Origin of the sequence: Marinobacter flavimaris (assembly GCF_002933295.1) — a bacterium.
GTDB lineage: Bacteria > Pseudomonadota > Gammaproteobacteria > Pseudomonadales > Oleiphilaceae > Marinobacter > Marinobacter flavimaris.
Window position 1 is genome coordinate 293,004 of sequence record NZ_PSSW01000001.1, and the last position, 19,594, is coordinate 312,597.

Sequence of the window (19,594 nt, forward strand, 5' to 3'; positions counted from 1 at the left end):
TCAGGGCAGTCGTGTTGCAACAAGCAAACCGATCTGTTCCTCACCACCCCCTGTGGATCGGAAACGCAAATAGAACTGGTCCTGACTGGCGGTGTGAAAACCCTCAAGCACAAGGTTGCCTGAGGTGAACTCTACCCTCCCGTCGCCCAGTTGGCTGAGCGCCAGGTCGATGTCCGCCAGGCTCTCCAGCGCAGGTTTTGTCACGGTCTCGTCATCAACGGAATGGGTGCTGGTCAGCGAAGTCGGCGAGAGTGTTGCCGAGCTTGAGGATTCGATGGTCAGCAGGGCATTGTCAAAATGTCGGAGGCGGTTCGTCTGCGATGTCAGGGCCAGGGCCACGCCCTGAAGCCTGAACTGTCCCGTAGCCGGTGCGGTGTTCGCGGTTTGTTCCGCGGCAATCAGGATACCGTCGCCTAGCGGACTATCGTCCAGGTTGAATGCCATCAGGGTGCCATCCGGGGTGCTGGCACCGACACCAATATCTGGCTGCTGGAAATCACCGGAAGCGGTGGTTATGTCCAGGTTCAGTCGTCCGATATCCACATCCCCGTTGCTGAGCCGCGAGGTTCGGTTGCTCAGGGTCCAGGATTCTGCTCGGGTACCGCTGGAGTCCGTCGAGACAGTTCCTGAACTGTCTCGTTGTAATGACGTAAAGCTCTGGGATTGGTTAACTGTACCGCCAGAAATCTGCCATTGGCCAACGCCTGTTTCGATGGTGAGAGGCGTTGTCTCGTCGCTGAATCGGGTTCCAAGATACAGCATGTTGTAGTCGCGGCCATTCAGACTGTCGGCGTCGAATCCCTCCTTCCTGAGGAGGTTGACCTCAAGAACCGACAGATACTGATCCTCCAGAGTACCCAGCCGTCGCAACTGGTCGCCGTCCGCTTCCAGCTCGATAGCTTTGCCAGCGCTGAAGTAGCCGCTGATCACCCGGTCGGGCCCCGTGGTTTCATCCTCAGGCGCACTTGTGAAGGCGTCCAGATAGTAGGGATTGCGAGTCCAGCCAATAATTTTCGAGCTGCCCCGGCCGGTAATGCTCTGATACAGGGCCCGGCCTGCCAGCAGGCGAGTGTCTTCCAACAGCGTGGCTGCTCCGGGGGATGAAGAGTGAGTGTTCCGTTCCCAGTATTCAGAGCCCCGAACGAAGAAGTCGTTTCCCGCCTGGTGAATCAGAGCCTCGCGATCGTATGGGATATCGTTGGCCAGAGAGGTCACTCGGATGTTGAAGGCATCAAAGCTGGTCAGGGTGAGAGCCGGATAGACATAGCCGGTGCCATTATCATCGGTCAGCACCTCTTCCTGGGCCGTTCGAACACCCCATTGTCCGGACCCGCTCAGGGTAGACTCGAGAAAGGTCTGCCCCAGCTCGATACCCAGAAATACCGAATTGTAGTCTGCGGAACTGGCGCTGATCTTTCCCGAGGACGTCTCATCGAGCACCGCGTAGTCGGCCATTGCGCTCACGTAACGGGCAAAGTCTCCCCGATCTTCGAGAATATCCAGGGCACCGCCGAGGCCAACATTGGATGGAATCTCAATTTCAAAGTCGTGGACCTGATCGGCGAGGGTCGACCACACATACTTGTTCAGGCATAGCTCGCCGCCTTCATCGGCAACGCAATCCAGAATGGTCTGGAACTCACCGGCCGTATAGCTGCTGAGCGTGTTACGCACCAGATATTCGGAAAAAGGATTCACCTTCACATCCCGGTCTGCATCGGCCGCCAGGGCTCGCATCCGGGTGTTGCCATAACTGGCATCGATAATCACATCCGGTCCAAGGGGCAGGCCTTCTGTGAATTCGATAATGGTGAAACCTTCGCTGTCGGTGCGGCTGGAAATGGGAGGCTCGCCCAGGTTCTGCAAGGCCGGGTTGGTGTAGTAAACACTCACCCTGTCCGGTTGCACGATTCTCAGGTTGCGGCGGGTAGGCTCGCCGTCGCTGGTGACACCACCCGGTATTTCCATGGTTACCCGGACTTCATTGCTGGCCAGGCCGCCTGTGTTCGAGGAATCGCCGGTGCTGCCGGAACTGAAATCATCGACCGGGTTCTTGTTTCCCGCGAAGTCATTGGGCTGTCCGGCCGCGCCGGCAATGGCATCTTCGCCACTTCCGCATCCCGCGGTGAGCACCAGAGTCGAGGAGAGGAGTAAACCGAGTGTGAATCGCATGCCTGGCTATCCGTGCAGAAAATACAGGCAGACAGTCTAACAGTCGGATTCTCGGGAAAGCGTGAGGAAAAGCACGAAAGAGTCAGGGAGGGAAAGTGAAACAGGCCCGGGAGAACGGGCCCGTTTCAGATGAGGCATGAATCAGAAGAAAATCTTCATGCCGGCCATAACGCCCTCATCGAGATTAACGTCTCGTGAGGAATTCTCGATATCGGTGTTAAGGTAACGGTAGCCAGCAAAAACCTCCGCGTTGCGGATCACGCGATAGCTGCCACGCAGCTCCAGGCTGGTCATGTCATCGGAATCGCCGAACGAGAGAATGCTGGGTGCGTAATGCAGGCCGCCAGTGAACGACAGGCCCGGCACGTTCGGGATGTTGACGGTTGCGAAACCGCCGAGACCGAGAGCGCCACCGTCTGCACGGCCCTGATCCCAGAAGATGCCGCGCATGCCGATGCCGGCGGTAGTCGGCAGGTTACCGATCGCAGTGCGGCCCTGGGCATGGAAATCGGCGTTAAAAATATCGCGGCCACCTTCGTGGTAGGTGTAACCGGTGCCAAGCTGGATATCGTTGTTGGTGCCGAAGAAGTTTACCTGGCCCTTCACCGAGTCGTTTGTAAGGCTAAGATCCACGTCACCTGCGAAGGCAGGCGCGGCAGCCAGTGAGAGAACCATCAGGGAAATCCGGGACGCTTTCATAGTTGTGCACCTTCGTTACGTTTTTAGCAGAATTGGCGGTATGTTAACGGGACGCACCGGACCACTCAACTTAAATGCCAGTAAGTCCCCGTTAACTTTCATTTTTCGCAGATCAGTGCCGGGTGGTCTCGCCGCCCTGGTCCAGATCTTCTGGTGATGCGTTCTCTGCGGGTACCCGGTATTCCTCGTTGGCCCAGGCTCCCAGATCGATCAGTTTGCAACGCTCGGAGCAGAAAGGGCGCCAGGGATTGGTCTCGGTCCATTCCACGGACTTTTTACAGGTTGGGCATTCAACGTTCATGGTTGCCTTCGGGTATCGGAAACGTGTTTGGATGTCTGTGCCCGTAGTTCGGTAAGCCGGTCTCAGGAGGCAGCAGACGCCTGACAATATTGTTCCAGTACTGCCCGCAGCATTTCAATATTGACAGGCTTGGCAACAAACGAATCCATACCGCATCGGCGGCAGCGTTCCTCGTCTTCTTCCATGGCACTGGCGGTCAGCGCGACCACCGGGATACGCACGCGGTTGTGGGTTTTCTCCCATTCCCGCAGGCGTCGGGTGGCTTCAAAGCCATCCACACGGGGCATCACACAATCCATGAACACCAGATCGAACGGGTGCCACTGCCAGAGGCTGGCCGCAGCCTCGCCATCGTTGGCGGTCATCACGTCGCAACCGAGTTTCTCCAGCAGTCGACGGGTCAGGGTGCGGTTCACAGGGTTGTCTTCCACGAGCAACACCTTCATTCGGCCGCATGGAAGCTCCCGGCGCCGGGCGGTATCGGTGGTAGCCTGAAGCGAGAATCGGGTCAGGAAGCGCCGTTCATCTTTGGCTGCATCGGCAAACAACTGGTTGAGGATGGGTGTCAGGCAGGACTCTCGCAGAGATTTGCTCAGGAAGGCATCGGCGCCCGCCTGGCGAAAATGTTCGGCGTCGCCCCGCTGGGGGTTGGACGACAGGATCAGCAGGCGCATATCTGACCAGAGCGGGTTGCTACGGATCTGCCGGCACAGCAGGTCGCTGTCCATATCCGGCACAAAGCCATCCAGAATGATCGCGTCGAACGGCTGCTGGCCATCGAACGCCGTGCGCAGGGACGTCAGCGCCTCGCCGGCGGATTTCACCGCTTCGATGTGCACTTCGTGCCGGGACAGCATTTCCAGAGTGATCTTGCGGGATAGTTCATAGGAATCCACTACCAGAATCCTGCGATTCTTCACCATCCGGGTATCCGGCCGAACCCGTGCGGCGTTCTCCGGGGCCACGGGCAGAGTCAGTTCCATCCAGAAGGTCGAGCCTTCACCGGGGCGGCTTTCAAGATCCATGGACCCGTCCATCAGGCCCACCAGTTGGCGGCAGATAGTGAGGCCAAGGCCTGCACCGGGCAGTTGACGCTGGAACTGTTGGCCAAGCTGCACGTAGGGCTCATAAACCAGGGGAACATCTTCCGGGTTGATACCCACGCCGGTGTCTTCCACGGCAATACGCAGGCGTGCCTTGTCGTCCCGGCGGCCCAACACCTCGATACTGATCAGCACATGGCCGGAATCGGTAAACTTGATGGCGTTGGAGGTCAGGTTCAACAATATCTGGCGAATGCGAACCGGGTCGCCCTTCAGCGCCCAGGGCAGGTTTTCGTCGATCCGAAGCTCTAGTGCGAGGCCCTTCTCCCGGGCTCGAGAGCCAAGCATGTGCACCAGATCATTGAGTGTTTCCCGAAGGTCGAAGGGGATGTCTTCAAGTACCAGTTTGCCCGCTTCCATGCTGGAGATATCCAGCAGGTCGTTGATGATGGCCGAGAGGCTTTCCGAGGCGCTCAACAAGGTCAGCACGTATTCCCGCTGCTCCTGATCCAGCGGCGTATCGGTGAGCAGGTTGGCGTAGCCCAGCACTGATTGCAGCGGAATACGCAGTTCGTGGCTGACATTCGCGAGGAACTGGTTCTTGGCGTGATTGGCCCGCACTGCCTCGTCCCGTTCACCCTGGGACTGGATTGTGGTCTGGCGCAGGGAGCGGGTGTCCTCAAGGATTTGCAGGCGCATCTTGTTCAGAGCCTGCTCCAGCTCCGAGAGTTCATCCGGCGTTTTTCGGGGCTTGCGCTTGAGCTTCAGTGGGTCTACCAGCGCGTCGAGATTCAGTCGGGCGGCGTAATCGGCCATGGATTCCAGATGCCGGGACAGCGTTAAACGAACGATCACCAGCAGGCCCAGGGTGCCCAGCATGACAACAATGGATTGAAACAAAAGGTTCAGGAGCGCGCGGTTACGCAGGTCTGTGTAGATCTGGTCTATGGAGGAGGTGACGGTGAGCGTGCCAACGTTCTCAGGACTGCGGTTGTTGGAGCGGTCGAAAACCAGTGGAAAGGTCTGCGATATGACCCGGCCCTCAGGGTAAGTGCCGGTGCTGAAGGTTTCGCCGGTGCTGGTCACCACCCGCCCGTACTGGACAGCGGGCACTGCTTTCATATCATCCAGGCTGTTGGCCACCTCGCTGAAATTCATCAGCCAGATGTTGTTGCTCATGCTTCCGGAAACCAACTCGGCGGCCCGTGTCTGGTCATTCAGCAGATCGTTCTTGCGCCGCTCGAATTCTCCGATCAGCTGAACGCCCGTTGCCACCAGAGACAGAAAAAGGCTGAACAGCAATACGTAGGCGAGCAACCTTGCCGCCAGTGGTCGTATTCCCAATCGTTTGAAGAACCGCTTTGAAGGCAAGGCACATATTCCCTGTGTCGACTACAAAATCACCAAAAGCAGTTTAACAGACCGTCAGCACTTCGACACGTTTCCGTGAATGATCATTCACGAATCGAAATCGCACGTTCAGATCGTACAGATGCGCGCCGTAAATGCGCTCTTCCTCCCGACCTCTGCGAAAGGAGGGACGTGGATCGTATGCGACCACATCCTCGATCAGCGGGCGCAGTTCCGGATAGTCCTCCGATGAAAGCTGACGGATCTGCGCCTCCGCTTCCGGCAGAAAAACCACCTCCAGCCGTTCCGTGGGCGGAGAATCTGCCCAGCCCAGGGTGGCCTCGGGCACGGAATCGGCGAAGGGAAGGTAGGGTTTGATATCGAGAATCGGTGTGCCTTCGATCAGGTCATGATCGCTGATACGGAGAATAAGCTCGCCATCTCTGCGAATCAGCCCCTCATTGCGCACCACCGACAGACCAAGACTGTTGGGGCGAAACGGTGAGCGGCTGGCAAACACCCCCATCTTGCGGTTGCCGCCCAGGCGGGGAGGGCGCACCACTGGCCGCCATTCAGCGCGTACAGCTTCGTGAAACTGGAAGGTCAGCCACAAGTGGCTGGCGGTCTCCAGCCCCCGGAACGCATCTTCCCGGTCAAACGGTGGCTGGATGATCAGGTCGGCGCGGGCGTGACGGGTCAACCCCGGCTGGCGAGGCACCCCGAACTTGTCCTGAAAGCATGAGCGGGTAATGGCGATAGGCGTGAGAGTAAGGGCCTCGGTCGCGGGTTTCGAGGGGTGTCTTGGCATTACAAACGATCATCCTCAATGATACCGGAGAAAAACATTTCCACCCGAAACACCACAGAAGCACGGTCTTTAAAGCTCTCCTCCCGGGGGAATTCCAGTGCTGGAATCAGCTCCGCATAGAGCCAGTTGCTGTGTAGACGGTAGCGGAACGTGAGATCCCCGAACGCTGATGTGGTGCGCCAGGAAGGCTTGCTTTCCCCAAGTACGCCCAGTCGGGGCGTTACAATCAAGCGGTTATTCATGCGCTTACGCAGGCTGAATATCTGAGCCGCAACAAATTCCTTGTCGTTGTGCACCCACTCCAGTTCTGAAGACGAGCGAAAATACCAGTCATTGCCCACCGGGCGCCCAACGCCAATCCAGGTTCGCTCGCCCCAGCCATCCTGATGAAAATAATAGAACCGTTGCTGAGCGTTCAGAATCCACTTGTCGTCCAGCCGCCAACGTTTCTCAGCCGTTGCCCGCCAGAACGCGTCTGGAGGAAGTCGCAGGCGCACACCCACGTCGTTGGAAAAGTTGATGGCGTCACCAATCTGGGTCAGGTAACGCAGTGCACCTGTGGCTTCCGTATCGGAACGCTCGGGCTCCGTAAGCTGCCGGTCCCGCTGGCGCTCCCCGAGAGGAATCAGGTCTTCGCTCTCGCTCTCGATCACCAGGCGCAGTTTCCGGCGGGTGGTGGGAATATCCAGCCGGAACCGAGCCTCAGGCTCAAACTGTGCCGGATCGCCGTACTCGGATTCTGTCGCAAAGCCAATGCGCAGGTAGCTCTCGTTGTTGGGAAGGCTCTGGGCGCTGCCCGATAAGGTACGGTCTGCCCACTGGCCAACCGACTGGATCTTTTGCCCGTGAAGACGCTCCTGCCGCAGCACCCAGTTACTGAACTTCAGCCAGTAGGAGTCCCGGGGATCGGCCCAGTATTCGTCCGGCTCAAACGTATAGAACCCGATCGGGAGCTGGCCCGGCGAGAGAATCTCAGCCACGGAACGCTCCTGAACCTCAAACACCGGCTCAATGCTGTAGCTTGGAGAAGAGACCGTCAGAGAAAGTGCAGCCGCAAGGACTGCCATACGATAGCGGGAAAACCAGTCAGCCAAAGTCCACCAGCAACTTTTCATGCAGCTCCCGCACCTGACGTGTTACTTCATCCAGAGGGCGGTCATTATCAATCACCTCATCCGCCCGCGCCAGCCGATCTTCGCGCGGCATCTGAGCCGCAATGATCCGCTCAACCTGCTCCCGGGAATTGGTATCCCGGGCCATGGTGCGCTCAATCTGGGTTTCTTCAGGCACGTCGATCACGATAATGCGGTCAACCAGCTCGTGCTGGTCGGTCTCGAGAAGGAGAGGGGAGACCAGGAGCACGTAGGGAAGCTGGTAGTTTTCCGGGTTCAACTGCCGAATCAATTCCTCGCGGATGATTGGATGCAGCAGCGACTCCAGCCAAAAACGCTCTTCCGGCTTCTCAAAGACAATCCCACGAAGCTGCGCCCGATCCAAAGCACCCTCAGAAGTGAGGATCTTCTTCCCAAAATGCTCTGAAATCTGCTCCAGTGCAGGCGTTCCCGGCTCAACCACCTCACGGGCAACATCATCGGCGTCCACCCAGTGCACGCCGTGCTCACCAAACAAGCGAGCCAAAGTGGATTTTCCGGAACCAATCCCGCCGGTAAGGCCAGCAATCTTCATGAATCAGACTCCCAGGAATCCGTACCAGAACGCCTGAATCTCACTGCCAAACCACAGACAAATCAACCCCGCCGTCGCGAGGTAGGGCCCAAACGGAATCGGAACTTCCCGCCCATGCTTCTTGAACACCATCAGGCTGATACCGACAACGGCACCTACAACCGAGGAAAGCAGAATCACCGCTGGCAACAACTGCCACCCCAGCCAGGCGCCGAGTGCGGCAAGCAGTTTGAAGTCGCCGTGCCCCATGCCCTCCTTGCCGGTGACCAGCTTGAACAGCCAGTAAACAGACCACAAGGAGAGATAACCTACCACCGCACCCCAGAAGGCACTGTTGAAGTCCGTCAGCACGCCAAAATAATTCAACACGAGGCCCAGCCACATCAGGGGCAGCGTAATGCTGTCTGGTAGGAGCTGGGTGTCAAAATCGATAACGGTCAGGGCCACCAGAGCCCACACCAGCAACAAGGCCCAGAGGGCGGATTCGTTCGGACCGATGACTGCAATGGTCACCACCGAGAAAATCGCAGTTACCGCCTCAATGATTGGATAACGTGGCGAGATAGGCGCCTTGCAGGATGCGCATTTGCCCCGAAGAACCAGCCAGCTGACTAAAGGGATGTTTTCCCAGGCGCGAATGCCATGGCCGCAGGAAGGGCAGGTGGAGGCCGGTTTGGACAGGGTAACCCGCTCTTCATCCTTACGCTGTGTTTCAGGCAGCTCAAGGAATTCCTCGCACTGGCAGCGCCAGTCCTGATGCATCATTTTTGGCAGCCTCAGAATCACAACATTCAGGAAGCTGCCGATGCAGAGGGATACCAGGGTAACGGAAATGAAAAGCAGCCAGGGAGTGGCGAGAAAGGCGTCCAGAGTAATCATCAATTATCCGAAAATCAGGCGGGCGAACTCGGGGCCAGAAGGGCTTTTTCTTCTGACCCCACTTAAGGTCTAGCGGGGCTTCGGGTCGGTGAGTTTAACCAACCACCTGACCCATCTGGAAGATCGGCAGATACATGGCGATGATCAAGCCACCAACCAGAACACCCAGAACCGCCATGATCATTGGCTCCATCAGGGCAGTCAGGTTATCGACCATGTCGTCGACCACTGCCTCATAATGCTCCGCCACCTTGGCCAGCATCTCGTCCAGGTTACCGGACTCCTCGCCGATCGCGGTTAGCTGCACGGCCATCACAGGGAAGATATCCTGCTGACGCATGGAGGCTTGCAGTTGGGTACCGCTCGATACATCGTTTTTGATTCGGTCAATAGCATCCCGGTAAACGGCGTTACCTGTCGCGCCGGCAACAGAGTCAAGAGCGTCTACCAACGGAACGCCGGCAGCAAAGGTCGTTGAGAGAACTCGGCCAAACTTGGCAACCGCAGACTTATCGAGGATTTCTCCAACAACGGGCAGCTTCAGAACATATTTATCAACCAAGTCGGAGAACTTCTGCGAGCGACGCTTGGCTTCTTTAAACAGGAAAATGGTGCCAACAATTCCCAGCAAGACCACGAACCACCAGCTTTGGAGCCATTCGGAAAGTTCGACAACAAATTGAGTGAAAACGGGAAGTTCTGCGCCAAAACCCTGGAACAAGCTTTCGAACTGCGGCACAACCTTCACGAGAAGGATGGCTGTCACAATGATCGCCACGACGATTACAGCGATCGGGTAGGTCATCGCCTTCTTTACTTTTTTCTTGAGTAGTTCTGTTTTTTCCAGATAGGTGGCAATCCTGTCGAGCATGGCCTCGAGCGCGCCAGCTTTTTCACCCGAGTCGACCAAGTTGCAGTACAAGTCGTCAAAATACTTGGGGTGTTTACGCAATGCGCCTGCGAAACTGGTACCTGACGAAATATCATTTCGTATACTCATAACCAATTCCTGAAGGCCTTTGTTCTCGAGGCCATCGGCAACGATGTCAAAGCTCTGCACAAGAGGCACACCGGCTTTCATCATGGTCGCCAGCTGTCGAGTCAGCATAGCAATGTCGAAGGGGGTAATCTTCTTGCTGCCACCGAAAAGAGGCTTGGGTTTCTTCTTGACCTTATCCGGAATAATGCCTTGCTTGCGAAGTTGGGCCTTAACCAGCGCAAGGTTGGAGCCAGTTAGCTCGCCCTTGGACTTATTGCCCTTTCGGTCTTTCCCTTCCCAAACGTACGATTCCAGCTTCTGTGCTTTCTCTGCCATGCTTAATCCTTCGTCACGCGGTTGGCTTCCTCAAGGCTTGTTACGCCCTCGATCACTTTCATAAGTGCCGATTGGCGCAAGTTACGGAAGCCCTCGGCCTGAGCCTGCTTTGCAATTTTGATGGAACTGGCTTCTTCCATAATCATGTTCGCCAGCTCGTCGGTAATCTTGACCACCTCGTAAATCCCGACGCGGCCTTTATATCCTCCATTGCATTTATCACAGCCCTTGGGGCGGTACAACGTGAAGCCTGTATCAATTTGTTCCTGTGTGAACCCTTCCTCTAACAGCACGTCTTTCGGGACGTCAAAGGGCTGTTTGCATGAGCTGCACAGTCTCCGGCCCAGACGTTGGGCAATAATCAGGCTCACCGAAGTAGCGATGTTGAACGCGGGTACGCCCATATTCATCATACGGGTGAGCGTCTCTGGTGCACTGTTTGTGTGGAGGGTGGAGAGAACCAGGTGCCCGGTCTGTGCCGCTTTGATAGCAATATTGGCCGTTTCCAGATCCCGAATCTCACCGACCATGATTACATCGGGATCCTGGCGCAGGAAGGCTCGCAAGGCTTCGGCAAAACCCAGACCCACACGGTTGTTCACGTTAACCTGGTTGATGCCTTCCAGATTGATTTCTGCCGGGTCTTCGGCAGTAGAGATGTTGATGTCCGGGGTGTTCAGAATATTCAGGCCCGTATACAGAGAAACTGTTTTGCCTGAGCCGGTTGGGCCCGTCACCAGAATCATGCCTTGTGGCTGTTTCAGGGCCTCCAGGTACATCTCTTTCTGATCTTCCTCATAACCGAGCACGTCAATGCCCAGTTTCGCCTGGCTGGGATCAAGAATCCGCAAAACGATCTTCTCACCCCACAGGGTGGGCAGAGTGTTTACACGGAAATCGATGGCTTTTGTTTTGGACAGCTTCATCTTGATACGGCCGTCCTGAGGTACACGCCTTTCTGAAATATCCAGCTGGGCCATGATCTTTACACGGGCTGAGATCTTCGGTGCCAGCTTAATGGAGGGGCGGGAAACCTCTTTCAATATGCCGTCTGTGCGGTATCTAACTCGATAGACTTTTTCATAGGGTTCGAAATGAATATCCGAGGCCCCTCCTCGAATCGCATCCAGCAACATTTTGTTCACATATTTGACGATAGGGGCGTCATCCACCTCGCTGGCGACGACAGTACCCTCGTCTTCTTGGTCTCCAGCTTCGGTTTCCACGCCTTCTAAATCAGAATCGTCAAGATCACCCATCGTGGTGTCTTGAGATTCCAGATATTTGTCGATGGCGTCTCTTAGCTTGGCATCGTCTACCAAAACTGCATCGGTACTCAGACCAGTATTGAACTTGATTTCATCAAGAGCCTGGATGTTAGTCGGGTCCGAGACTGCGATGAACAGGCGATTACCTCTCTTGTATAAAGGAAGAGCGTTGTGTTTGCGGACCAGTTTTTCGTCCACCACCTTCTCGGGCATCATCTCGGGCATGAACGCAGAGAGATCCAACACCGATACGCCAAACTCCATGGCGGCCGAAAACGCCAGTTTGGAGCTGTCGGCGAGGTTGTTCTGCGTGAGGTATGTAATTAACGGAATACGGTTCTGAGATGCCTGTAAAAAAGAATCTTTTGCAGTTGCTTCATCCAGAAGACCGTCATCCACGAAGCGCCTCGCAAGGCCCGTGAGCGTGATGTTGCTTTTGTTGGTAGACATAAATTAAGTAAGAAACGCTGCCTAAGTTACTGAAACGGAGGTTTTGTCAATTGAAGTGAGTTTAGTTGGCCTGCGCAGGTTTGGAAAGCACCCGTCAAAATAAGCGGTTTCTTGTGTTATTCAAGAGGGCGCTCAGTAAGCTTTCTTCATCAAGCCCAAAACCGGTTAAGCGATTAAAGGTGACCAAATATGTCACCCATTGACGTCTGCGGGCAACCGGAGCCGTGCCAATCCTTTGTGTGATCGGGTTCTCATGTGCTTCCAGGCCCCTGAAACGCTGCACATATTTTAAAAATTCCAGGTTAGAACAATGTTGGCATGGTCGGTGCATTCTAAAACTCAGGCTCAAACCACCGGTCACGGGGCGTGACTCCACCGGGCCCGGGCCGTAAAGAGTTGATCAACGACAAATGCAGAGGTCGATAATGAAAAACATGCAAATCAATCACGCTCAGAAAGGTTTTACCCTGATCGAACTGATGATCGTTGTTGCGATCATCGGTATTCTTGCTGCCATCGCTATTCCGCAGTATCAGGATTACACCGCTCGCACCCAGGTTAACCGCGCATACAGTGAGCTGTCTTCACTGCGCACTGCGGTTGAAGAGAACCTGACCCGTGGTAACACATCCTTCACATGGGGTGATCTTGGCCACGTTCAGTCTAATCTGACTGATGCTATCACCAGTACGACTAGCCTGAACTTCGGCGGTGGCGCTGGCGCACTGTCCGTTACTCTCGGTGGCAACTCTGGCGCTGGCATTCAAGACGCGGTTATCCAGCTGAGCCGTACCTCTGATGGTACTTGGGCTTGTCGTATCGACGGAGGTTCCGCCTCTGACTGGAAGGCCACTTACGTGCCTGCAGGCTGCACCAACTCTTAATCCTAAGATTTGGAGCTAAGGGCGCCCGTCAAGGGCGCCTTTTTTTTAGGTAAAAGCTTTTCGGAGGTTGTTAAGGTGCTGAGATTTTTGCTGGTTCTCTTATTTTGTTTAGGATTCCTGCTGCCCTTTCATCTTTTTCCCTACCAGGACCTTCCAAACGATTTGGCCAGTATGTTGGTCGCCAGCATTCTTTTTTGCGCTACTTTAGCAAGTTATCGGAAGCAAGCGATCGCGCTTCCCATATCGGGATTGATGATTCTTCTGCTCGCTGTTTTGACAGTCTTTTCATCGCTTGTGCAAGGCGAATTCTTGTTTAGCGATTATTCTTACCTGATCTTTCTTCTTTCCGGCGTTCTGGTTGCCGCTTCCGTCGCGACATTGCGTGAGCAGGGGGTCGATTTGACCCCTCTGCTGGCAAGGACTTTTTACTGGATTGCCCTTATCACAGCGACCTACGGACTCCTGCGGCACTACGGAGTATTAAAGTTTCTCTTACCCTGGATAACGGGTGAAACTCCCCGTTTGTTGGGACCATTGAATCAGGCAAACCTTACCGCGCTGGTTCTTGGAATTGGCGTGCTCTCAAGCTCCTTTTTATTGATTACCAACCGGATGCGATTCTTCCCAGTATTGTTGTCGGTGTCCTATCTGGCCATGGCAGCCGGTTTGACTGGTAGTCGGGCCTTTGTCGCTTTCGTCTTACTGATAATAGTGTTGCCCTCGGCGAAGCTGATTTTGTCTCCTCCAAACTTCAGGCGGGAATTATTCTCGCGGGTATGTTTCGGTCGAGGGAAGCAGCTTGTTTTGATTGTGGTAACCATAACCGCAATTACCTTTCTTTTTCCCACGATCAGCCGACCGTTCACAGACGCTCTTGCTGAGTCTGGATTTATACAGCGGGATAAAGAAGAGTCTATCTCGGATCGTTTCAGGCTCACAGACAATTACCGGGCAGAAGAATGGCGAAAACTAGGGGGTTATTGGGAAATTGCGAAAGATCCGCTTACTGGCTTCGGGCCGGGGAGGTACGGTGTTTTCAGTCTTGAGGCTGACAAGGCAGTCGAAAACCCCATAAGAATGGGAACATTATGGACTCATGGGCACAATTTGTTTGTAAATGTGCTAGTGGAATTGGGCGTTCTTGGGCTATTGGCGGTGTTTTTGGTTCTAGGGTACCTCGTTTTCCTGTTTTACCGATGCTCATTCAAGCCGAGAGATTTTTTTGTTTTTTCTCTGCTGGGAGCCCTGTTTATCAACAACATGGTTGAGTTTTCCTTCTGGTTTTTCAGTTTCTTCGCGCTGGCGATCGTTTTGGTAGCCCAGGTAGACGGCAGAATAGTGCTCAGGTTTTCAGTGGCAGCATTGCCCGTCTCGATTGGGGGGGCTGTGCTTGCTACCGCACTGTTGACCACTGCCTATGTAGCAAACGATGTTTGGGCCTCAGTTAGGGGTTTTCACAAAGCGCAACTCGGTGACGAAGAGCAATACGCCTTTCTGGATGCCAAAAGGAATCGATTCGTCGGTGGCGAAGCTTTGAAAGCTGAAATCATAAGAGAACAAGTGTCGTTGTTTGGGGTAAATGCTCAGATTCAGGAGTTGGAAAGGTATATGTCATGGCGCCCGGAAATGGTCTTTATGCTGAGACATGCGGCTTTGCGATCTATCAAAGGGCCAAAAGAGCAGGCCTGCGCCAGAGTAAAGGAAACAGTCGGTTTTTATCCAAACTCGGTAGAGCGTTTGGCGGAGGAGCTCCTCGAAGCCAAGCGGCTTGGAGCTACGTTTGATATTGCCTACATTCACGGGTGCCTGGCCGACGGCATGATGTATTGGGTCAATCGGAGTGAAGGCACCACCAGTCCAGGCGAAGGTTGAAAGAGCTTATGAAGCAGCTTGAACCAGGCGTCCGCGGAGGAGGCAGGCCCCGCAAGCTGATCTTGCTTTTTTGCTGTTTGCTCTTGGTTGCCATGTCATTGAGCCTTTTTGGGGGGCTTCTGCCACTCCCTTCAGGTGGCTACTCCGCACAGCGTATAGCCCTTTGTTTCTTGCTGGCGGTTTTTGTCACTGTCGGGGCTGGATTATTAGTGCTCATCCCGGGATTTGCTCGGAAGCATTTATGGCCGTTAGCTTTGGTTGCAGTTGTAAGTGTATCTATCCTCGGGCACGGGTTTGTATCTGAGAATCCATTTAAGTGGATAGAACCGGGCCTTTACATCGGCTTCCTGCTGACCGTGGTAATTCTAGGGGGGGTGCTGGGGCAGCATTGGGCTCCAAGTGCTTACATTGTCCCCGCAGTGGTTCTCCTGGGCGCGGGTGTAGTCGCTTATGCGGCTTTGGCCCTCGTCTATTTCCTATTCTGGTTGTCAGAGCCTGCATCGAAATTATCTGACTACCTTCCCTGGGGGTTCGTAAATATTCGTTACTGGAGCCAGCTCTTTACCTGGTTGATTCCTCTCCTACCGCTTGCGCTGACTGTTGCGAAGTCTGCAAATTTCCGCTTGTGGAGAGTGGCGATCATTCTCGGTGGGGGAGTCTGGGTCTGGATAGCGCTGCTCTCATCCGCACGGGGCTCTCTGCTCAGTATCGGATTTGGAGCAGCGTTCGTATGGGTTGTTTTTCGTCGCGATTCCGAGCCCTGGCTTCGGCAGTTTTTTTTATTTTTAAAGGTTGGAGTAGTCCTTTGGGTTTGTCTGTCAATACTAGCTCCGCTGCTCCTTGGTTTGGAGGCAGGGGGTCGCGAACTGGGAACCGGGTCTTCTGGTCGCCTTGTTATGTGGCAGGAAGCGTTAGCCATGAGCGGTCAGAACCTACCGTTCGGAATGGGGCCCCAATCGTGGCTACTGCATGAACCGCTAACAGATGGCTATACGAGTACCAAGCCGTTTGGCCATCCCCATAACATGTATCTTATGTGGGCAGCTGAGTATGGGTGGGTCACGGTTATGCTGCTCGCCGCGCTTCTGTTTGGTTTAGTAAGGCGAGTGCTTCAAGTTGCAAGGCTGGGTAATCATGTCAGCTCCTCAAAGGAGCGTATAGTGCTGTGCGGATTCGTTGCTTCTGTCACTGGAGCGCTTGCTCATGCCTCCATGTCCTCGGTTTTCATTGTGCCATCTTCAATGCTGGTAGGGGTGTTTCTTTTGTCGGCACTATGGGCGCTCCTTCAGACTAGATTGAAAACTAGCGGAATGCGTTTTTCTGGATATTCAGGCCAACGGAAATTTTTGGCAACGGTGTCAAGTCTCTTAGTTGCTTGCGTTATGACTGTATGGTTAATTGGTGTTTTCAATTACCATCAGGCGATGCTAGAGGACAAACCGTTATATCTGGAGCAATCCGCAGATTCGTTCTTCCCCAGATTTTGGTATCACGGTTACTTTCCAAGACAATACGTACCGTAAATGGCAACTCTTCGTGACAATAAGAGTTGGCGGATGTTTTGCATATCCCATGAAAGATACGAACTTCTGGATTGGAGAGATGAGAACATGGTACTTGATGTCCACCGCCCTAATCAGCGTGGTTTCACCTTGATCGAGTTGATGATCGTGGTCGCAATCCTGGGAATCATTTCTGCCAGCGCTGTCGCCGTCTATCGAGAATTCGTTCCAAAAAGCCAGATAACTCGGGTGGTTGGAGAACTCTCGGCTTTAAAAACAGGATTTGAGGAGCGAGTGTCGCAGATGGGGAGCGTCACTAATGCTAGCCTGGGCTATGTACCTTCGGATCTTACGACGGGCAACGCCTCAACGAATATAAGTGTACTCAATAGTGACGGTTCCGGTCATATGCAGGTGACAATGGGGGGCAATGCTCATCCCGCTGTGTCAGGCGCGATCATTCGACTTGCTCGAAATGTCTCTGGTGTCTGGACGTGCGTTATTGATCCGGGTGGCGCTGCAGACTGGAGTGCGACATATCTGCCTCCAGGCTGCGCTGAGAGCTGATGTCTGGAGGCTTCAAACCTCAACCTCTTCAAACAACTCCGGCACCTCAACATCCCAGCCAAACTTGTCCCGAATCCGTTTGCGCATAACGTCACTCGCGACGAGCTCCCCGTGAGTGACATAAACCTTTTCGGGTTTCAACGAGCTTTGCTCCAGCCACGCCAGAATCTCGTTGTAGTCACCATGTGCGGAGAGAGAATCCAGGTTATGAATCTCCGCCTTCACAGGCCAGTACTCACCGTGGATCTTCACTGATTCCGCACCGTTCACCAGTGCATCACCGCGGGTGCCAGGCGCCTGGAAACCAGCGAACACCACGCTGTTGCGGGGATTTGGGAGTAGCGTTTTCAGGTGGTGTAGGACCCGTCCACCACTGGCCATTCCACTGGCGGAAATAATCACGCAGGGATATCGCACCGCATCCAGTTCAATGGATTCCTCCACCTTGCGGACAAATTCGGTTTTTTCGTCAATCAGTTCGCATTGAGCGGCGTTCAGTTTGTGCTCTTTATGATGCTTGCAGAAGATCTCAGTAGCCTTGATGGCCATGGGGCTGTTCAGGAAAACCGGCAGTTTGGGTATCTTCCCGTCCCCCATAATCTTGTGAATCACATACAGCAGCATTTGCGCACGGCCCACTGCAAAGGCCGGGAGAAGCACGATACCGCCACGCCCCGCCGTGCGGGTAATGATTTCGGCCAGTTCCGCCTCCGGATCCGTCTCGCCGTGGGCCCGATCCCCGTAGGTTGACTCACAGATCAGCACATCGGCCTTCTCGAGTGGCTCCGGCGGGCGCATGATAATGTCGTTCTGACGCCCAACGTCACCACTGAACACCACCGTTCTGTCTGCGCCCTTGTGATGAACATGTACACAGGACGAACCCAGAATATGACCCGCCGGGGTAAAGGTTACCTGGAACCCTTTTACCGGCTCGAACGTCTCATGATAGTAGAGGGACTCAAAATGCTTGAGGGCTTCCCAGGCGTCTTTCTCGGTGAACAGCGGTTCCGGTTTTTCGTGTTTGGAGAATTTCTTGCGAAACGCGTACTTCGCATCCTCCTCTTGCAAAAAACCGGCATCTGGCAACAGAACCTTGCACAGTTCGTGGGTGGCTTTGGTGCAGTAAACCTTGCCCTTGAAGCCGTTTTTCACCAGGGCTGGCAGGTAGCCGGAGTGGTCAATGTGGGCATGGGTGAGCACCACGGCATCAATAGTGGAGGGATCCACGGGAAACTTCGCCCAGTTGCGCCGGCGCAGGGTCTTTACGCCCTGGTACATGCCACAATCCACCAGCACCCGATGCTTCTCATCTGAAAGCAGGTAGCGGGAGCCCGTGACTGTTCCTGTGCCGCCAAGGAAGCGAAGTTTCATAGAGCCATCCTTCTCGTTCTTTATTGAGGGAGTGTTACTATTGCCTATGATAGTTCATAACGTTTTGATCTGAAGCAGGAAGCGAATCACATGCATTACAGCTCCATCCTTCCGGACGTGATAAAAGTGGCCGATGCGGCCAGTGAGAAAGTGCTGCACATTTACCAGTCTGACTTCAAAGTGAGCTACAAGGCAGACGATTCGCCAATTACCGCTGCAGACACCGCTGCCCACGACATCATCACCCATGGGCTTAGAAGCATCAGCCGGGATATCCCGATCCTTTCGGAAGAGGGCAGCGATATCCCCTGGGAAGAGCGCAAACACTGGCGCCGCTTTTGGCTGGTGGATCCCGTCGACGGCACAAAGGATTTCACCCAGCGCACCGGCGAGTTCACGGTAAATATCGCCATGATCGAAGATGGCCAGCCAGTGATGGGGGTTGTCATCGCGCCTGCCCTGAAAGAGGCTTTCTGGGGGATTGTGGGAGAAGGGGCCCACATGCGGGACCGTACCGGCAGGGTCCATCACATCCGTGTGGCAGAACCTAAACCCCTGAAACGGGTTGTTGCCAGCAAAAACCACCTGAACGAGGAAACCCGGGCATTCATCGAGGCATTGGGTGAACATGAGCTGGTGCAGGCGGGCAGCTCCCTCAAATTATGCCGTATCGCCGAGGGGCATGCGGATATCTATCCACGGCTGGGCCCTACCTCTGAATGGGATACCGGTGCTGCGCAAGCCGTGCTGATGGCTGCCGGCGGCAAAGTGCAGACACTGGATGGGGAACCCCTCAAATATGGTAAACAGAATGTGTTAAATCCGTATTTCGTTGCATCGGGAAGCTGGTACAGTCCCCGGCCATGACCTGGTACGCACTTCAACACAAGCCCGCTCAGGGCGACCGCGCTCTTCAGCACCTTCAGAACCAAGACATTGCCTGCTTTTACCCAAAAATCAGTGTGGAGAAAATCAAGGGCGGAAAGCGCTCGAAAAAACTGGAACCGTTGTTCCCCGGGTATTTGTTTGTAAATCTTGAGCAGACCGACCCAATGTGGTCGAAGCTCCGCTCCACTCGGGGAGTCCTTCGCATTGTGGGCTTTGCCAACAAACCCGCACCCATAAGCGATGCAGTGATCCAGCATATCAAAGAGAGCCTCGACTCAGTGGCAGAGCAGGGTGGTATAAAGGCGGGCCAGGCTGTGCAATTGAATGAAGGGCCGTTTGAAGGTATCAACGCCATCTTCCAGTCCTATGATGGTGAAGCGCGTGCAATCGTGCTGATAAACTTTATGCAAAAACAGCAAGTGGTGAGTGTTCCTGTCTCCGCTCTAAAAAGGTGACGGATCAAAAAGTCGCCTTCCTTTCCGCTGCGGCAGCTGACAATAATTGCACCTCCAACTCTTTAACAATTCTTTACTGCC

The 19,594-nt window shown here is 54.6% G+C and carries 17 protein-coding genes; 6 read left to right on the forward strand and 11 right to left on the reverse strand.

The window, feature by feature from the left end; translation table 11 throughout:
• From MDHKLMBL_RS01380 to pilB, 10 genes are all read right to left on the reverse strand, one after another.
• Positions 1 to 2,172: a hypothetical protein gene (locus tag MDHKLMBL_RS01380; RefSeq protein ID WP_104269940.1), complete on the reverse strand. Its 2,172-nt coding sequence runs from the start codon at positions 2,170 to 2,172 to the stop codon at positions 1 to 3.
• Positions 2,173 to 2,313: 141 nt separating this feature from the next.
• A complete protein-coding gene (locus MDHKLMBL_RS01385) occupies positions 2,314 to 2,871 on the reverse strand; it encodes a YfaZ family outer membrane protein (RefSeq protein WP_014577720.1) in 558 nt (185 codons plus the stop codon).
• A gap of 112 nt (positions 2,872 to 2,983) precedes the next feature.
• On the reverse strand, positions 2,984 to 3,172 hold the full coding sequence (gene yacG / locus MDHKLMBL_RS01390; RefSeq protein WP_008170214.1) for a DNA gyrase inhibitor YacG: 189 nt from the start codon (positions 3,170 to 3,172) through the stop codon (positions 2,984 to 2,986).
• A gap of 62 nt (positions 3,173 to 3,234) precedes the next feature.
• Positions 3,235 to 5,586 (reverse strand): response regulator, encoded by a 2,352-nt coding sequence (locus MDHKLMBL_RS01395; protein ID WP_104269941.1) that lies wholly within the window; start codon positions 5,584 to 5,586, stop codon positions 3,235 to 3,237.
• 43 nt (positions 5,587 to 5,629) lie between these two features.
• Positions 5,630 to 6,373 (reverse strand): tRNA (N6-threonylcarbamoyladenosine(37)-N6)-methyltransferase TrmO, encoded by a 744-nt coding sequence (gene tsaA, locus MDHKLMBL_RS01400; RefSeq protein ID WP_104269942.1) that lies wholly within the window; start codon positions 6,371 to 6,373, stop codon positions 5,630 to 5,632.
• Positions 6,373 to 7,467, reverse strand: coding sequence for a hypothetical protein (locus MDHKLMBL_RS01405; protein WP_104269943.1), 1,095 nt, complete (start codon positions 7,465 to 7,467; stop codon positions 6,373 to 6,375). The genes tsaA and MDHKLMBL_RS01405 overlap by 1 nt, the downstream gene beginning before the upstream one ends.
• A complete protein-coding gene (gene coaE, locus MDHKLMBL_RS01410; protein ID WP_104269944.1) occupies positions 7,460 to 8,059 on the reverse strand; it encodes a dephospho-CoA kinase in 600 nt (199 codons plus the stop codon). Before coaE ends, MDHKLMBL_RS01405 begins: the two co-directional genes overlap by 8 nt.
• A 3-nt stretch (positions 8,060 to 8,062) precedes the next feature.
• Positions 8,063 to 8,938, reverse strand: a complete 876-nt coding sequence (locus tag MDHKLMBL_RS01415) for a prepilin peptidase (protein ID WP_104269945.1) — start codon at positions 8,936 to 8,938, stop codon at positions 8,063 to 8,065.
• A 94-nt stretch (positions 8,939 to 9,032) separates the two neighbouring features.
• Positions 9,033 to 10,253: a type II secretion system F family protein gene (locus MDHKLMBL_RS01420; RefSeq protein ID WP_104269946.1), complete on the reverse strand. Its 1,221-nt coding sequence runs from the start codon at positions 10,251 to 10,253 to the stop codon at positions 9,033 to 9,035.
• 2 nt (positions 10,254 to 10,255) lie between these two features.
• The gene (gene pilB / locus MDHKLMBL_RS01425; protein WP_104269947.1) at positions 10,256 to 11,971 is read right to left on the reverse strand and encodes a type IV-A pilus assembly ATPase PilB; all 1,716 of its coding nucleotides are present in this window, start codon (positions 11,969 to 11,971) and stop codon (positions 10,256 to 10,258) included.
• A 425-nt stretch (positions 11,972 to 12,396) separates the two neighbouring features.
• Between pilB and MDHKLMBL_RS01430 the strand changes: the two genes are divergently transcribed.
• From MDHKLMBL_RS01430 to MDHKLMBL_RS01445, 4 genes are all read left to right on the forward strand, one after another.
• Positions 12,397 to 12,855, forward strand: a complete 459-nt coding sequence (locus MDHKLMBL_RS01430) for a pilin (RefSeq protein WP_104269948.1) — start codon at positions 12,397 to 12,399, stop codon at positions 12,853 to 12,855.
• A gap of 75 nt (positions 12,856 to 12,930) precedes the next feature.
• Positions 12,931 to 14,727, forward strand: coding sequence for an O-antigen ligase family protein (locus tag MDHKLMBL_RS01435; protein ID WP_146083395.1), 1,797 nt, complete (start codon positions 12,931 to 12,933; stop codon positions 14,725 to 14,727).
• Positions 14,728 to 14,735: 8 nt separating this feature from the next.
• Positions 14,736 to 16,250: an O-antigen ligase family protein gene (locus MDHKLMBL_RS01440; RefSeq protein ID WP_146083396.1), complete on the forward strand. Its 1,515-nt coding sequence runs from the start codon at positions 14,736 to 14,738 to the stop codon at positions 16,248 to 16,250.
• 87 nt (positions 16,251 to 16,337) lie between these two features.
• Positions 16,338 to 16,796 carry a pilin gene (locus MDHKLMBL_RS01445; RefSeq protein WP_104270132.1) on the forward strand — a complete coding sequence of 153 codons (459 nt, stop codon included), beginning with the start codon at positions 16,338 to 16,340 and terminating at the stop codon, positions 16,794 to 16,796.
• A gap of 12 nt (positions 16,797 to 16,808) precedes the next feature.
• Here MDHKLMBL_RS01445 and MDHKLMBL_RS01450 read toward each other — a convergent pair whose 3' ends face one another.
• Positions 16,809 to 18,170 carry an MBL fold metallo-hydrolase gene (locus tag MDHKLMBL_RS01450; protein WP_104269951.1) on the reverse strand — a complete coding sequence of 454 codons (1,362 nt, stop codon included), beginning with the start codon at positions 18,168 to 18,170 and terminating at the stop codon, positions 16,809 to 16,811.
• Between the two features lie 90 nt (positions 18,171 to 18,260).
• Between MDHKLMBL_RS01450 and cysQ the strand changes: the two genes are divergently transcribed.
• Positions 18,261 to 19,037: a 3'(2'),5'-bisphosphate nucleotidase CysQ gene (cysQ, locus tag MDHKLMBL_RS01455; protein WP_069183109.1), complete on the forward strand. Its 777-nt coding sequence runs from the start codon at positions 18,261 to 18,263 to the stop codon at positions 19,035 to 19,037.
• Positions 19,034 to 19,513, forward strand: coding sequence for a transcription/translation regulatory transformer protein RfaH (gene rfaH, locus MDHKLMBL_RS01460; RefSeq protein ID WP_104269952.1), 480 nt, complete (start codon positions 19,034 to 19,036; stop codon positions 19,511 to 19,513). Before cysQ ends, rfaH begins: the two co-directional genes overlap by 4 nt.
• The last annotated feature ends 81 nt before the right edge of the window (positions 19,514 to 19,594 follow it).